General features: G+C 71.2%; 14 protein-coding genes. 10 read left to right on the forward strand and 4 right to left on the reverse strand.

The window, feature by feature from the left end:
• Genes VKK44_RS10175 through VKK44_RS10185 form a run of 3 tightly spaced genes read right to left on the reverse strand, consistent with a single transcriptional unit; the run spans position 1 to position 3,033 of the window.
• On the reverse strand, positions 1–1,407 hold the full coding sequence (locus tag VKK44_RS10175; protein ID WP_343446627.1) for a coproporphyrinogen-III oxidase family protein: 1,407 nt from the start codon (positions 1,405–1,407) through the stop codon (positions 1–3).
• Positions 1,400–2,008 (reverse strand): anthranilate synthase component II, encoded by a 609-nt coding sequence (locus VKK44_RS10180; protein ID WP_343446628.1) that lies wholly within the window; start codon positions 2,006–2,008, stop codon positions 1,400–1,402. The genes VKK44_RS10175 and VKK44_RS10180 overlap by 8 nt, the downstream gene beginning before the upstream one ends.
• Positions 2,005–3,033: a hypothetical protein gene (locus tag VKK44_RS10185; protein ID WP_343446629.1), complete on the reverse strand. Its 1,029-nt coding sequence runs from the start codon at positions 3,031–3,033 to the stop codon at positions 2,005–2,007. Before VKK44_RS10185 ends, VKK44_RS10180 begins: the two co-directional genes overlap by 4 nt.
• A gap of 493 nt (positions 3,034–3,526) precedes the next feature.
• Between VKK44_RS10185 and VKK44_RS10190 the strand changes: the two genes are divergently transcribed.
• Together VKK44_RS10190 and VKK44_RS10195 are read left to right on the forward strand one after the other, a co-directional pair.
• A complete protein-coding gene (locus tag VKK44_RS10190) occupies positions 3,527–4,492 on the forward strand; it encodes a GNAT family N-acetyltransferase (RefSeq protein ID WP_343446630.1) in 966 nt (321 codons plus the stop codon).
• On the forward strand, positions 4,489–5,697 hold the full coding sequence (locus tag VKK44_RS10195) for an MFS transporter (protein ID WP_343446631.1): 1,209 nt from the start codon (positions 4,489–4,491) through the stop codon (positions 5,695–5,697). The genes VKK44_RS10190 and VKK44_RS10195 overlap by 4 nt, the downstream gene beginning before the upstream one ends.
• Positions 5,698–5,700: 3 nt before the next feature.
• Here VKK44_RS10195 and VKK44_RS10200 read toward each other — a convergent pair whose 3' ends face one another.
• Positions 5,701–6,123: a YbaK/EbsC family protein gene (locus tag VKK44_RS10200; protein ID WP_343446633.1), complete on the reverse strand. Its 423-nt coding sequence runs from the start codon at positions 6,121–6,123 to the stop codon at positions 5,701–5,703.
• Between the two features lie 540 nt (positions 6,124–6,663).
• On the opposite strand from VKK44_RS10200, the gene VKK44_RS10205 reads away from it, so the two are divergent.
• Genes VKK44_RS10205 through VKK44_RS10240 form a run of 8 tightly spaced genes read left to right on the forward strand, consistent with a single transcriptional unit; the run spans position 6,664 to position 15,028 of the window.
• The gene (locus VKK44_RS10205) at positions 6,664–8,109 is read left to right on the forward strand and encodes a coproporphyrinogen-III oxidase family protein (protein ID WP_343446634.1); all 1,446 of its coding nucleotides are present in this window, start codon (positions 6,664–6,666) and stop codon (positions 8,107–8,109) included.
• A 3-nt stretch (positions 8,110–8,112) separates the two neighbouring features.
• Positions 8,113–9,516: an amino acid permease gene (locus tag VKK44_RS10210; RefSeq protein ID WP_343446635.1), complete on the forward strand. Its 1,404-nt coding sequence runs from the start codon at positions 8,113–8,115 to the stop codon at positions 9,514–9,516.
• Positions 9,517–9,519: 3 nt separating this feature from the next.
• The gene (locus VKK44_RS10215; RefSeq protein ID WP_343446636.1) at positions 9,520–10,530 is read left to right on the forward strand and encodes a pyridoxal-phosphate dependent enzyme; all 1,011 of its coding nucleotides are present in this window, start codon (positions 9,520–9,522) and stop codon (positions 10,528–10,530) included.
• Entirely contained in the window at positions 10,527–11,447 is a 921-nt protein-coding gene (locus VKK44_RS10220; RefSeq protein ID WP_343446637.1) for a diiron oxygenase, read from the forward strand. The genes VKK44_RS10215 and VKK44_RS10220 overlap by 4 nt, the downstream gene beginning before the upstream one ends.
• Positions 11,444–12,502, forward strand: a complete 1,059-nt coding sequence (locus tag VKK44_RS10225) for an ornithine cyclodeaminase (RefSeq protein WP_343446638.1) — start codon at positions 11,444–11,446, stop codon at positions 12,500–12,502. Before VKK44_RS10220 ends, VKK44_RS10225 begins: the two co-directional genes overlap by 4 nt.
• Positions 12,499–13,425, forward strand: coding sequence for an ornithine carbamoyltransferase (locus VKK44_RS10230; RefSeq protein ID WP_343446639.1), 927 nt, complete (start codon positions 12,499–12,501; stop codon positions 13,423–13,425). The genes VKK44_RS10225 and VKK44_RS10230 overlap by 4 nt, the downstream gene beginning before the upstream one ends.
• A gap of 17 nt (positions 13,426–13,442) precedes the next feature.
• Positions 13,443–13,682, forward strand: coding sequence for a hypothetical protein (locus tag VKK44_RS10235; protein ID WP_343446640.1), 240 nt, complete (start codon positions 13,443–13,445; stop codon positions 13,680–13,682).
• Positions 13,670–15,028: an ATP-grasp domain-containing protein gene (locus VKK44_RS10240; RefSeq protein WP_343446641.1), complete on the forward strand. Its 1,359-nt coding sequence runs from the start codon at positions 13,670–13,672 to the stop codon at positions 15,026–15,028. Before VKK44_RS10235 ends, VKK44_RS10240 begins: the two co-directional genes overlap by 13 nt.
• Positions 15,029–15,040: the final 12 nt, after the last annotated feature.

Raw genomic sequence — 15,040 nt, forward strand, 5'->3', positions numbered from 1 at the left:
CTAGAGCGTGAAGTTGAAGGCGTTGCTGCCGGCGCCGGTGAGCTGCCCGACGCCGCGCCTGACCGCGTCGCTGACCCCGTCGGAGTAGAACAACCGGGTGTAGCGGTCACTGAGGTCGGCATGGTCCTCCGTGTACGCGATCCGCCCGTCCTCCACCGTGACGATGCCCATCGCGGCGAGCGCGTCGAAGACCGGCTGGAACTGCCGGAGCGGCTCGGAGCCCGCCGGATAGAACGAGTTGAACCGCGCGACGTCCAGCTCGCGGTGCTTCATCGCCAGCACGAGGTGCCGGCGCAGGGACTCGTCCTCCGAGAGCGGGAAGGCCTTCTCCACCGCCGACCCGCCCGCCTGGATCCGGCGCATGTACTCGCGGAAGGTGAACGCGTTGCCGTACGTGTAGCCGTGCGAGTGGCTGTAGGAGCTGGCGCCGAGCCCGAGGACGTAGCCGTTGTTGCCCCAGTGGTTGTCCTGGTAGTGGAAGATCCAGTTGTCGCGCGGGAAGAGGTTGCGGGAGTACTGCCAGTAGCCGTTCGCCGTCATCCGGCGCTTGGCGTACCGGAACAGGGCGAGACTGCGCCGGAAGAGCTTGGCGTGGTCCTCCTCGCGCAGCGTGGTGTCGTTGATCGCGCCCTTGCGTACCGAGAGCGTGAAGAGGGTGATCTGGGTGGGCATCGGCTCCAGCGCGGTGACGGCGTCCATGGTCCGCTGCATGTTGTCGAAGGCCTCACGCTCGATGCCGGCGATGAGGTCGATGTTGACGTTCGGCACACCGCTGTCGGCCATGTGGTAATAGGTGCGCACCACACTGGACGGGGTGTCGGCGCGGCGTGACTTGCGCAGGATCTCCGGGTCGAGCGACTGCACACCCATGGAGAGACGGTTCGTCCCGTTGGCCGCCATGGCCGCGATGCGGTCCTCGGTGGCCGAGTCCGGCGAGCACTCGTAGGTGATCTCGCGGCACTCGGACAGGTCGAAGCGGCGGATGACCCGCTCGAACAGGAAGTCGATCTGCTCGGGGTTGAGCCGGCTCGGCGTGCCGCCGCCGACGAACACCGTCTCGATCTTCTTGGTCCGCATCATCGGCAGGTACTGCAACGCCTCCTTCTCGAGGCAGTGCAGGTAGTCCCAGATGACCTGGGTGTCGTTCTGGACGACCGCCACGCTGTAGTAGCAGAAGCTGCACTTCTGGCGGCAGAACGGAATGTGGATGTAGAGGTTGTGCGAGAACGTGTCGCTGCCGGCCCAGAGCGTGTCGGGGTCCGAGGCGGTGGCGTCCCGCGGCTCCCAGAGGGAGATCGGCGGATAGGTGAACACCAGCCCCGGTATGTGTTCGTCGGCCTCGATGAGCTGGTCGACGACTTCCGACCGGCCGGCGTCTGTCAGATCGAAGATGAATTCCTCAGCCACTGTCGCTCCTCGAACCTGTCACGGACAGGAAGTTCTCGATGATCAGTTGCCCGGCCGGCGTGCCGATCGACTCCGGGTGGAACTGGACCCCGTACACCGGCTGCCTGGCGTGCTCGACGGCCATCACGCACTCGTCGTCGTCGGCACTGGCGACGAGCCTCAGGTCGTCCGGGAGGGTCGCCGCGGCGATCGCCAGGCTGTGGTAGCGCATGGCGGGAAAGCCACTGGGCACCCCGGCGAAGATCCGGCTGGTTCGGCGCAGCCGGATCGTTGACACGTGGCCGTGCCGCACGGTCGCGAGTCGCGTGGTGCGCGCCCCGTAGAACCGGCCGATGGCCTGGTGCCCGAGACAGACGCCCAGCACCGGGATCCGGCCGGTGTAGTGGGCGAGGGCGGCGAGGCAGACGCCGTAGGAACCGGGATTCTCGACGGAGCCCGGACCGGGCGACAGCACCAGATGGGTGGGGCGCCGTGCGGCGATCTCGTGGAGCTCCGCGGTGTTGCGCAGGACCGTCGGTCGCGCGCCGGCGACCGCCAGGTACTGCACCAGGTTGTAGGTGAACGAGTCGAAGTTGTCCAGCACGACGACGCGGGGGCTCATTCCTGCTCCCTCCACGCGTCCCGCCGCACGGCCCGCCCCTCGATCTCGAAGCGCAGCTCCGGACGGCAGACGTCCACGGTGTTCGACAGGTGCGGCACGGTGAGCCCGGCGTCCGCGCAGTGTGCCTCGAAGGCGCTCCTCGCCTCCGCGTCCTTGCAGTAGACGTAGCAGCTCACCAGGTCGGCCAGGGACAGGCCGGCGCCGGCCAGCAGGTCGGTGAAGCTGGCCATCGCGTAGTCCACGGCGGCCCGCACGTCGTGCTGCGGCAGCGAGACGCCGTGCTTGTCGATGCTGGAGATGCCGGAGACGTGCACCACCTGGCAGCCGTTGCGACGCGACCGGTTGGCGCGCACGAAGCGGGGCCCGTAGTCGTAGGGCGCACACTGCAGGTCGGTGCCGAACGGGGAGGCCGCCGCCTCGCCGTCGCGTGCGACCGCCTCGGCCATCACGGCCACCGCCTGTCCGGGCGGCAGCCCGGCGCCGATGCCGGTGCTGGCCGGATAGGTGGTGAGCTTCCACCTGTCGAACGTGGCGTCGCGTGCCTTGTTCAGCTCGCCGTAGGTCTCCTCGATGTCGGCGAGGAAGTACCAGGTCCGGTCCAGGTGACCGGGGGCCATGCCGGCCTGCGCCAGCGCCGCCTCCAGCCCGCGCAGCGCCGCCAGCGTCTGCTCGAACGTGGACCCGTCGCGACCGGGCGCGGCGACGTGCACCAGCCGTCGGACCTCGGCGCCGTCCTCGTGGGTGCGGACCAGGCGGGTGCCGGCGTCGAGCGCGACCACCTGCACCTCCGCGCCGGGCAGCGGGACGATCGCGGTGATCTCGACGCCGGGCCGGCCGGTGGCCGCATACTGGGGGCCGGCGGTCAGTGGGCGCAGGGACCGCTCGCCCTCGGGTGCCAGCTCGGCGTCGCCGAAGACCACGACGCGCAGGCACTCGGCGCCCGGCTCCCTCGTGACCTGTTCGACGGCGGCGTCGACATCGGCCTGTGTGATGACGTCTCGGGACGCCGGCCAGTAGGCCTGCACCTCGTCGTACCGGATTCCGCGGACACGTCGAATGACGATGACGCCCTCCCCGTGGTGACTGTCGCGTTCGGCGGCAGGGCTGGCCGCCAGAACGAGGAATCTGGCTCTGCGAAACCGTGGGGAACGTCGTCGTGTCCCACTCCGGTCAACGCCGCGACGGCTCGCCCATCCTGACACGCGGCGGCATCGTCGTCCACCCGATAAGTGGACGACAGTTAGCCGTTGATCTATGCGAGGGCGGTTTCGCCAGTTCAGGGCGCTCGGAGTCGGGCCCCCTGAGTGTCTGCGAGAGTGATCGGAAAACCCCACCCGGTGAGATAAAAAGCCATCATATCCGACAAAGCTCCCACTTCTCGGGTGCGCGTGCGGGCGCGCGGTTTGACATCATGGGCGCGGAGCAGGTGACGGGGGCGTCGCGGGAAGCGATACGGGGAAAGGGCACTTCGACATGTGGGAAACGGCCGGGTCGGCTTTCCAGGAAATGTTCTGCCGGATGTACGGGGTAGCCGAACCGGCGGTGCCGCTGCGCAAGATAATCCACTGGTGGGCCGTCACCGCCGATATCGGGATGCAGGACGACGACTGCAATCTCGGCACGGCTTTCGTGCCGGCCGGACATTTCTACGAGATGCACATCCCGGTGCCCGGCGACGAGCGGCGGCGGACCGATCGTGACCGCGCCCGGCAGTCCGGCGCGGACTGGTTGCTCTACCCGCAGATCCGCACCACCGGCGACACCACCGCTCTCGCCCGGGACGGCTTCCTCGACCTGCCCTGGTTCATGGAGGCCCAGTACCAGGTGCGTGCCGGCGTCGACGACGACCTGCGGGCCCAACTGGGCAACTCCCGCTACCGGGACCTGCGCCGGTTGGTGCGCCGCGCGGCTGCCGAGTACGACTACCGCGTCCTCGACGGCGCCGGGGCCGCGGCCGACCCCGCGGCGCTCAAGGACTTCGACCGGTTGCACGCGCTCAACCTGGCCAAGTACGGCCACCGCTACAACCACCTGTCGTCCACCGCCCTGGAACTGGTTCTGGACTCCCCGCTGCGCGACCGCACGCGGCTCTTCCTGCGACAGTCGCGTGCCGACGGCGCGACCGTGCAGGTCGTGCTCTGCTTCCTCGACCCGACCGGCACCGAGCTGACCATCCTCGCCCAGGGCATCGACCCCGCCCTGGTGACGCCCGGTCAGAACGTCTACCGCGCCGCGTTCTACGAACTCTTCCGCTGGGGCGAGGGCCACGGCATCGGTGTCTTCAGCCTCGGACGCGGCAACGAGGTCAAGAAACTCGACGTCGGGGCGAACACCTACCACCTGCTGGCCAACCACATCGGCGGGGTGTCCGGAGCCGACCCCGCCGTGTTCGCGCCGATGCGCGCCAGACTGCGCGAGTTCTTCGACCGGGTGATCGGCGAACTCGAGTCCACCGGCGGCGACCGGGTGACCGTGCGGCGATGACGGACCTGGTCGAGGAGAGTTCCGCCACCGGACGGCGACGGCTGCCGCGGGCGTTCTGGGTGCTCTGGACCGGCAGCCTGGTGAACCGGCTCGGCTACCTGATCCAACCGTTCCTCGCGCTGTACCTGTCGGGCCAGTGGCGCCTGTCGCCCGGCACGGTCGGCCTGGTCCTGGCGAGCTTCGGCGCCGGAGCCGTGGTCTCACAGCCGCTCGGTGGCTGGCTGGCGGACCGGTGGGGCGGGCGGCGCACGCTCGTCGCCGGTCTGCTGGCCACCGCCGTGACGGCGATGACGATCCCCTGGGCCGGCACCGTGCCCCTTCTGGTCGGTGCGGTGGTGCTCTACGGCCTCACCGTCGACCTCTACCGGCCGGCCCTTGCCGCTCTCGTCGTCGCCACGGTCCCCGGCGAGCACCGGGCACGTGCCTTCGGCCTGATCTTCTGGGCGGTCAACCTGGGCAGCGCGGTGGCGGGACTGGCCGGCGGCCTGATGGCTGCGCGCGGCTTCGTGCTGCTGTTCGCGGTCGACGCCGCGAGCTGCGTGATCTTCGCGTTGGTCGCGGTGCGACTGCTGCCCGCCGACCGGCGGAGCGCCCGGGACGGCGGCCGGGGCGGCGCGGCGGGCCCGGGCTCCGACGCCCTGCTGTGGGCGGTGACCGGCACCTTCCTGGTGTTCGCGGTGCTGCTCGCGCAGGCGTACGTGACGATGCCGCTGATCATGCTCGACCAGGGGCTGCCTCCCACGGCGTACGGTCTGGTCATCGCGGTGAACCCGATCGTGATCCTGGTGCTGCAACCGCTGCTCGCCGGGCGGCTGGCCGACTGGCCGAGACCGACCGTCTACGCCGGCAGCCTGGCCGTCACCGGGCTGGGCTTCGGGTTGCTCGCCGCCGCGCGGAGCGTACCTGTCTACGCGTTCGCGGTCCTGATCTGGACGCTGGGGGAGATCGGCGTGGCCACGGTCGGCCCGACCCTGGTGACGGAGATCGCCGCGCCGGGGTCGGAGGGGCGCTACAGCGGTCTGTTCGGCATGGCGTACGGCGCTTCCAGCCTGGTCGGGCCGCTCGCCGGCACCACGGTGCTGGACGCGGCCGGGCCGACGACGTTGTGGGGGAGCTGCGCCGTGTCCGGCATCGCGGCGGCTGCCGCGGCCTTCGCCCTGCGGGGCGCGATGCTCCGACGGACGGCGCTCGCCCGGCCCGGGTGAGCGTCAGCCCGCAGCCCGGGTGATGCGTGCCTCGCGGGGATTGCGGGCGAGCCGGAGCAGGTCACGACCGTCGACCTGGAGCGTGCGGTCGTTACGGCCGCTGCCGCAGTAGACGGGGCCCATACCGGCGACCGCGACGTCGAAGACGGTGATCACGCCGTCGGCGTCGGTGAGCGGACTGGCGCCGCCCGGCTCCATGTCGAGCGCGTCGAGCACGGCCGGGTCGGCGGGGCGCAGCCGTGACCGTGCGGTGCCCACGGCTTCCGCGAGGCCCCGGTAGTCGAGCCGGGCCGGCCCGGGCAGCACCGCCAGCACCACTGTGTCCGGCGGGCCCTCGAAGGCCAGGGTCTTCACCGATCGCTCCACCGGGAACTCGCGCAACGCCGCCACGTCGTCGCCCGTACGGACGGCCCGATGCGTGGCCACCGCATAGGTTGCCCCGGCTCGGTCGAGAATGCGCATCGGCGTCGGCGCCGCATCGCGGGAATGTGTCATGTCGCCGACACTACCGGTCCCGCGCCCGGGTATCCCGGCGGTGTCCGACTTGTAGGTTCGGTGGGGAAGTGTCAGTGGTGTCGGCCAATGCAAACAAAGGATCATGGGAGTTCCATTGACATCAACCCCGGGCGGGAGTTAACTATTTCACGGCCACAAGAGTGTTCCGCGGAGTCTACGCGGTAACTCGACGCAGCGCTGACACGGGGGTTTTCGCGCATGAGCCACGCCATTCGGCAGACCTGATCTGACTGTTGACCTGTTGATGTCGCCCTGCGCTGTCGCCGTGGTGACCGCTTCTGCCTGCTCTTCCGTGCGTACGGCCACCACATCGCGGTGGCGGCCACCGCACGTCTGAAGCCGCCACACATGCCGTTCCGTCTGCCCGGAACCACAGGAGGCTTACCTATGTCTCGATCCTTTCCGCCTTTTGCGGAAATCGTCGCGGAGGCCCAGCGGAGCCTGGACGCGATGCCGATCGAACAGCTTGCCGAGATCGGCATTCTGCAGCCGATCGAGAATTACTACCTGGTCGGCACGTACCCGCCCCTCAAGGCAATGGGGGAGATCACCCCGACCGAAACCTTCGCCGGTCTGACCCGTAACGCGAATATCTACCTGCACCTGCCGTTCTGCGAGCAGCGCTGCACGTTCTGCCACTTCGCCAAGGAGATCCGGCCGGACTCGCCCCGGGTGACCCGGTACCTCGCCGCACTGCACCGTGAACTCGAGATCGTGACCGGCATGCTCCCGCACCCGGTCACCGCGGAAACGGTGTACTTCGGCGGCGGGACCCCGTCCTACCTGTCCGCCGCGCAGATCACGGCGCTCTTCGCCCGGTTGCGGCGGCACATCGACGTCCCGGACACCGCCGAGATCACCTTCGAGCTCCACCCGTCGGTCATCGACGCGCCCGACTACACCGACCGGCTCGACGCGCTGCGCGACGCCGGGGTGAACCGGTGGGTCTTCGGCGTGCAGTCCATGGACGACCGGGTGCTGCGAAAGCTCAACCGCGGGCACGAGGCGTCCCACGTCTACCGGCTGCTCGACCTGCTGCACGAGCGGGGCCTGGACAACCACTCGGTCGACCTGATCTTCGGGCTGCCGTACCAGACCGAGGAGAACTGGTACACGACGTTGACCAGCCTGATCGGGTACGGCGTCGACAAGTTCAACATCTTCCCGCTGATGTTCAAGCAGGCCGACCCGATCTCGGCGCACTACCGCAACGAGCCGGGGATCTTCCCCGACCTGCGGCGACGGCTGCTCATGCACTTCATGACCGAGGCGTTGACCCGCCGGCTCGGCTTCCGGCGCGGTCCGCTCTTCTACTACTCGAAGGCGGCCACCCACTCGCGTCAGCAGGAGAACAAGTACGACTCCATCGAGGACACCAACCTGCTCCCGTTCGGGGTCTCCGGGTTCGGCTACGTCGGGAACACGCAGTACTACAACGACTGCACCATGGACGGCTACATGCAGCGGGTGGAGGCGGGCCGACCGTCGGTCTGGCACGGCGTGCACCTGTCGACCGACGAGCGGATGCGCCGTGCGGTCATGTTCAACCTGCGCTCGCGCGGCGTCGGGCGGGAGGACTTCCGTCGCCGCTACGGCGTCGACCCCGCCGAGCACTTCGCCGCGGAGCTGGCGCCCTACCGGGAGCACGACCTGATCCGGATCGACGACGACGCCATCCGCCTGACCGACAAGGGCGTACCGGTCGCCGACAGTGTGGCGCTGCGGCTGGTGAGCCCACAGGTCCTCACCCGGGTCCAGGACGCCAACTCGCGGATCGTCGACCTGAAGCGGGATCCGCTCGACCGGTACGACTTCTCGCCGCTGGAGCGTGACCCGGTCGGCGCCGGCGTGTCCACCGCCGGTCGTCGCCCGCTGCTGCCGACTGTCGAGCACTAGCCCATGACCGCACAATCCCCATCCGGTGGCACCTCGCTGCGGCGGGACCTCTCCGGGCGTCAGTTGCGGATGATCGGCCTCGGCGGCGCGATCGGCACCGGCCTCTTCCTCGGCTCGGGTCAGGCGATCTCGACCGCCGGTCCGGCGGTCACCGTCGCCTACGCCGTCGGGGGCGCCGTCGCGGTGACCCTCGCGTACGCGCTCACCCGCATGATCGCCGCGCATCCCGATGCGGGCGGGTTCGGCGGCATGGCCGAGCGCTACCTGGGCCCGGGCCCCGCGTTCGCGCAGCGCTGGTGGTACTGGATCGCCGGGGTCGTCAACATCGGCAGCGAGGCGCTGGCGGTCGGCATCTACCTGAAGCTGTGGTGGCCGGGGCTGCCGCTGTGGGTGCCCGCGGTGCTCTTCGCGACGCTGGTGCTGGTGGTCAACTCGTTCACGGTCGGCGTGTTCGGCGAGTTCGAGTACTGGCTCGCGATGATCAAGGTGATCACGATCGTGGTCTTCGTCGGCCTGGGCGCCGTCGCCATCTTCGTCGGTCTCGGGGGCCGGTCGGCGACCGGCCTGTCGGCCTGGACCGACCACGGCGGGTTCGCCCCGCACGGCGTGAGCGGCATCTGGCTCGCCATGGTGCTGGTGACCTTCAGCTACATGGGCACCGAGGCGCTGGCCGTGGCCGCCGGCGAGGCGCGCGCCGGCAGCCGGGACCTGGTCTCCGCCACCCGCGGTGTGGTGCTGCGGCTGCTGCTGTTCTACGTCCTCGGCACCGCGGTCGTCGTCTCGATCGTGCCGTGGAACGAGGCGGCGGCGGGTGGTTCGGTGGACGCCAGCCCGTTCGTCCGACTGTTCGACATCGCCGGGGTCCCGGCCGCGGTGCACGTGATGAACGCGGTGGTGCTGACCGCGGCGCTGTCCGCCATGAACACCAACGTCTACGTCGCCAGCCGCACGCTGCACGGACTGGCCGGCAGCGGCCAGGCGCCACGGCTGTTCGGCCGGGTCGACAGGCGCGGCGTGCCGCTGCCCGCGCTGCTGGTCTCCGGGGCCGGGCTGCTGCTGGCGGCCCTGCTCGCGGCGGTCGCCCCCGAGCGGGCGTTCCTGGCGCTGGTCGGCTTCTCGCTGTCGGGCGCGCTGCTGACCTGGATCCTCATCCTCGCCACCTACCTCGCCTACCGGCGCGCGGAACGTCCGGCGGACCGCGGACTGACCGTGGCCGTGGTGCTGGCCATGGTCGTGCTGGCCGCGGTGCTCGTGTCCATGGCGTTCAGCGACACGTTCGGCCTGCCGATGCTCAGCGGGGTGCCGTTGCTGCTTGCGGTTCCGGTGGCGTACGCGGTTTACGCCCGGCGCCGTCGGGCGGCCGGGACGCCGGACCCGGACGCCGCCGAGCCCGTCGGGGCACGGTGACCGATGACCGGTCCCGACCTCGCCGTCCCGACCCCACGGCCAGGGCTGATCCCGCTGGTCGTGGGCGACACCCCAGTGGTCTCCGTGCCGGTCACGGCCGGGGGCCGGGAGGGGACGCTGCGGCTCAAGCTCGAGTCCTTCAACCCGTGCGGATCGATCAAGGACCGCACCGCCGTCGCGCTGTTCGGCTCCGTGGCCGACCAGGTCGACCCGGTCACCGGCATCGTCGAGTCCACGTCGGGCAACCTCGGGGTGGCCCTGGCCGCCCTGTCGTCCGCCGCGCGCGTGCCGTTCACGGCGGTCGTCGACCCGCGCACCCCGGCCTACGCGGTACGCGAGATGCGCCGCTTCGGCGCCTCGGTGGTGGTGGCCACCGATGACGACGGCCGGGGCGGCTATCTGCTCAGCCGGCTCGCCCTGGTCGAACGGATGCTCACCGAGCGACCCACCCTGCGCTGGACGAACCAGTACGAGAATCCCGCCAACCCGGCCGCGCACGAGTGGGGCACCGCGCCGGAGCTGGCCCGGCAGGTGCCCGCGGACACCGTCGTCCTGGCCGCCGTCTCCACCGGCGGCACCCTGTCCGGCCTGCGCAGCTACGCCGCCCGGGCGACGAAGTGGACGGTCGTCGGCGTCGACGTGCCGGGCTCGCACGCGGTCGGGCACACCGAGGGTCGGCGGCTGTTGTCCGGCATCGGCTCCAGCAAGTGCTCCGGCTTCGTCACCGCGGGCGACGGGCCGGTCGAACGCATCGGCCCCGCCGAGGCGGTCGCCGCCTGCGTCTGGCTGTCGGAGCAGACCGGTATCGGGGTGGGTGCCAGCTCGGGGGCACTGGTCGCGGCGGCCCTGCGGCTGATCGCGCGGGACCGGTTGACCGAGGTCGTCTGCGTCTGCGCCGACGGCGCCGGCAACTACCTGGACACGGTGTACTCCCCGATCTGGCGGGCGGCGCACGGGCTCCGCGTGGACCCACCGGCGGTCGTCCGCGGCCCGGTGGAATGGAGCGCCGCGTGAACGCCGATCCGCTGCGGGACTGGTTCGACCGCGCGGGGGTACGGGTGGATCCGCGCCGGGTGCTGGCCGACGAGATGGGCGACGGCAAGGTGCTCTTCCCGACCAGGCTGATCCCCTACGTCGACCATCGACTGCTGGAGGGCCTGGCCGACGAGGCCCGGACGGCGCTGGTGGCCCGGCACACGTACCACTACTTCGCGTTCACCGCCCACTTTGAGACGAGGGTGGTCAACCGGGCCGCGGAACTGCTCGCGAACGGTCGGGTGGACGCGCCGTTGCGCCGGGACGTGCGGCTCGACGCGTACAAGATCTACTGCGACGAGGCGTACCACGCGCTCTACTCGTTCGACGTGGTGCGGCAGTTGGAGTCCGCCAGCCGGGTCGAGGCGCTGCCGTACGACTTCACCCCCTTCCTGAACCGCCTCGACGACATCTCGTCCGGCGCGATGCCGCAGCGCGGGACGCTGCCGCAACTGTTGCAGGTCGTCGTCTTCGAGACGCTGGTGACGACGCTGCTGGCCGAGCTGCCGAACGACCCGGACCTGGTCGGGCTGGTCCGCGAGACGGTCCGCGACCACGCCCGGGACGAGGGCCGGCACCATGCCTTCTTCTCGCAGTTGTTCCGCGAGGTGTGGGCGGGGCTCGACCCGGCCGCACGTCGGGAGACCGCGCGCTGTCTGCCCCGGCTGATCGGCCACAGCCTGCGGCCGGACCTGCGGCCGGTACGGGCCAACCTCGCCGCCGCGGGGCTCACCCCCACGCAGATCGAGGAGCTGGTACGCGACGTCTACCCACCGGAGTCCGTGCGCCGGGCCACGCGCGACCAGGCCGTCCAGTCCGTCAAACTGTTCCGCTCCTGCGGGGTTCTCGACCTGCCCGAGGGGCTCGACGCCTTCCACGAGGAGGGACTCCTGTGACCACCTCGGTCGACCGATGGTTCACGGCCGGGCTGCCCGGGCTCCGCGGGCCGGGCAGCGTCGCGGTGCTGTCCCGCGCGGACGTCCTGCGCTGCCTCGACGCGCTGGACGTGGTGGCGCTGGTCCGGCGTACCCTCGCCGACCACGACGCGGGGCGTTGCGTGCTGCCCGGCGAGGCCTACCTGCGCTGGGACAACAGCCGGGGCGCGTACACCCGTTCCATCGGGATGCCCGGTGCGGTGCCGGGCGCCTACGGCATGAAGATCATCAACGCCAGCGTCTCCAACCCGGAGGCCGGGTTGGAGCGCGCCAGCGGGGTGGGGCTCTGCTTCGACCCGGAAACGGCCCGGATCACGGCCGTCGTGGAGGTCGGGATCGTCAGCGCCGTACGCACCGCCGCCGTCTCCGCCGTCGCCGTGGACCTCACCGGGCACACGGACGCGGAGAGCCTGACCGTGCTCGGCTGCGGAGCGCAGGGCGGCACCCACGCGGCCCTGCTCCTCGAAACGCTGCCGGGCCTGTCCCGGGTCACCCTCCACGACCGCGTCGACGCCTCCGCCCGCCGGCTCGCGGCACGCCTGCGCCGGCTCCGTCCCGAGCTCGACGTCCGCGTCGTCGGCGAGGCGGCCGGCGCCGTCGCGGCCGGGCAGGTGACGATCGCCACGACCACGGCGGACGAGGGCTACCTGCCGCCGGAGTGGATTCCCGCCGGCGCCCTGGTCGTCAACGTGTCGCTGGCCGACCTGACCACCGAGGCGCTGCTCGCCGCCGGCGCCCTCTACGTCGACGACGTCGACCTGGTCGCGGAGAATCCCCGGCGCCCGCTCGGTGACCTGATGGCGCAGGGCCGGGTCACCCGCCCCGGTTCGGCCACCGGCCGGGCGATCGACGGCACGATCGGCGGCCTCGTCACCGGCCGGCACCGGCTCGTCCCCACGGATTCGTTCACGGTGGTGAATCCCTTCGGCATGGGCGTGCTCGACGTCGCCCTGATCGACGAGGTACGCCGCCACGCCGCCGGTGCGGGCCTCGGGTCGACGGTGGACCTCGGATGACCGGCCACCGGCGCAGCCTGATATCCCTGCGGGACCTCACCGCCGCTCAGCTCACCGCCCTGGTCGAGGCCGCCGTCCGGGTCGCCGACGACCCGGCCGCGGTGCCGCCGAGCCTGACCGGCGCGGTGGTGGCGACGCTCTTCGAACGCACGTCGACCCGGACCCGCACCGCGTTCAGCGTGGCGGCGCTCCGACTCGGCGCGCAGGTGCTGCCCTACGGGCCGGAGAGCCTCCAGACCAACACCGGCGAGTCCGCCGAGGACACCGCGCGGATTCTCGGCCTGATGCTCGACGGGGTGGTGATCCGCAGCACCCGCACCGTCGCCGAGCTGGGTCGGATGCGGGACGCCGGAGACCTGCCGCTGATCAACGCGATGGCCCGGGAGGAGCACCCCACGCAGGCGGTGTGTGATCTGGCCACGCTGCGACGGCATCTCGGCCCGCTCGACGGCATCCGGGTGGTATACGTCGGCGAGGGCAACAACACCGCCTCCGCGCTGGCGCATGCGCTGGCCCGGATCCCGGGCGCCGAGCTGACCCTCTACACCCCGCCGGGCTACGGCCTCGACGCCGCGGTCGTGGCCGCGGCGGCGCAGGACGCCGTGACCGGCGCACGGGTGTGCCAGACCCACGAACGGGACGACCTGCCGGACGCCGCCGACTGCGTGTACACCACCCGGTGGCAGACCACCGGAACCGTCAAGGAGGACCCGCTGTGGCGCCAGACCTTCCGGCCCTTCCACATCGACGAGGCCTTCCTGAGTCGCTGGCCGCAGGCGGTGTTCCTGCACGACCTGCCGGCACATCGAGGGGAGGAGGTGTCCGCGGCCGTCCTCGAGTCGCCGCGGAGCCTGGTGTGGCAGCAGGCGCGGATGAAACTGGACAGCGCGACGGCCGTCCTACAGACCTTCTGGGGCACCTGAGCCGCCTGACGGACGCGGTGCACGCCGGGCCGGTCACCGCCGAGCGGGACGCGGTGTTGTGCCTGCTGGAAGCGGTGGAGGTGCTGCTGCCCCTGCTCGGGTCGGCAGCACGGCGTCCCAGCCGCGAAGACCTCCACCGCATCGACGGACAGCTACGCGCCATGCGGACGTCCCTGCGTACCCACCTCTGGCAGACGCCGACCGGCTTTCCCCGGCCGGCCCCCGTGAACAGGAGCGATGACGTATGCAACCAGTGACCCTGCTGGTGTACGGCAAGGGCGGTCCCGCGCTGGAGTATCTGCTGCCGAGGCTGACCAGCCGTGCCATCGTCGACGTGCTGCTGGTCGGCGAGCCCCAGCCGTGGCAACGCGAGCTGCTGTTCCGTCTGTGCCGCCGGCTCCACCACGCCCGGCCGGACGCTCCGCTGGCCGACGAGATCGTCGCGCACGCCACGGCCGTCCGCGCCGACGCCGTGCTCACGTTCTCCGAGTACTGCGTGGTACCCACCGCGGCGGCCTGCCGGCGGCTCGGCCTGCCCGGGCCCGGCCCCGGCGCGGCGACCTCCCGCAACAAGCTGCTCATGCGCCGCGCGTGGGAGGCGGCGGGGGTGCCGAACCCGGCGTTCCGGCCGGTCGACTCGTGCGACGACCTGACCGCGGCCTGCGCCGAGCTGGCCGGCCCGGTGATCGTCAAGTCCGTGCTGGGCGCCGGCTCGATCGGGCAGGCCACGATCCAGCCCGGCGACGACGTCGAGCCGGTGTGGCGGGAGCTCGCGGCGGCCGTCGACGCCGCGAAGAGGTCGGGCATGTACGAGCACGGCACCTCCAGCGGCCCTCGGTTCCTGGCCGAAGAGGTGATCGATTCGAGTACGGAGGGCTGGTACACCGAGCCCGGCTTCGGCGACTACCTCAGCGTGGAGGGGCTGGTGGCGGGCGGCACCTACCACCCGTTGGCGATCACCGCGCGGCTGCCCACGATCCCGGTGTACGTGGAGCTGAGCAACCAGGCGCCGTGCGTGCTGGCACCGGAGTTGCAGCAGCGCATCGCCGACGTCGCCCGTCGCGCTGTCGACGCGTTGGACCTGGACACCTGCGCCACGCACACCGAGTTCAAGCTGATGGCCGACGGCACGGTGCGGTTGTTGGAGTCGGCAGCCCGCGCCGGCGGTGCGGCCGTCACCCGCGAGCTGCTCGAGGTCTACGGCATCGACCTCGTCGCCCTCCAGCACACCGCCGCGCTCGGCGACCGGCCCGACCTGCCGGGACGGCTGCTCCTGCCCGCGGACGCCACCTGCGCCGCCGCGTCCCTCTCGGTCATCGCGTCCGACTCGGCGGGCAAGCCCTGGTCCGTCCTGCCCCCGTTCGATCCCGACCGGGTCGACTGGTCGTCGCTCGTGTCGCCCGCCACCACCGTCGAGCTGGTGCGCGGCCAGTCGCAGGAGCCGGGCAGCCCGATGCCCCGCTACCACCCCCACAACGGTGTCCTGGGCTATGCCGGCCTGCTCTTCCTGCGGACCACCGATCCGCTGACGCTGCGCGACGACGCGATCCGGATCCTCGACGGCCTCGCCGAGGCGATGGACCGGGGCCGGCAGACGCCGTGACCAGCCCGCACC

The organism is Micromonospora sp. DSM 45708, from assembly GCF_039566955.1.
Taxonomy (GTDB): domain Bacteria; phylum Actinomycetota; class Actinomycetes; order Mycobacteriales; family Micromonosporaceae; genus Micromonospora.

Coding starts and splice junctions, on each gene's coding strand:
- VKK44_RS10180 (WP_343446628.1), bottom strand. CDS start 2,008: ATGAGCCCCCGCGTCGTCGTGCTGGACAACTTCGACTCGTTCACCTAC.
- VKK44_RS10190 (WP_343446630.1), top strand. CDS start 3,527: ATGTACGGGGTAGCCGAACCGGCGGTGCCGCTGCGCAAGATAATCCAC.
- VKK44_RS10195 (WP_343446631.1), top strand. CDS start 4,489: ATGACGGACCTGGTCGAGGAGAGTTCCGCCACCGGACGGCGACGGCTG.
- VKK44_RS10205 (WP_343446634.1), top strand. CDS start 6,664: ATGCCGATCGAACAGCTTGCCGAGATCGGCATTCTGCAGCCGATCGAG.
- VKK44_RS10210 (WP_343446635.1), top strand. CDS start 8,113: ATGACCGCACAATCCCCATCCGGTGGCACCTCGCTGCGGCGGGACCTC.
- VKK44_RS10215 (WP_343446636.1), top strand. CDS start 9,520: ATGACCGGTCCCGACCTCGCCGTCCCGACCCCACGGCCAGGGCTGATC.
- VKK44_RS10230 (WP_343446639.1), top strand. CDS start 12,499: ATGACCGGCCACCGGCGCAGCCTGATATCCCTGCGGGACCTCACCGCC.
- VKK44_RS10240 (WP_343446641.1), top strand. CDS start 13,670: ATGCAACCAGTGACCCTGCTGGTGTACGGCAAGGGCGGTCCCGCGCTG.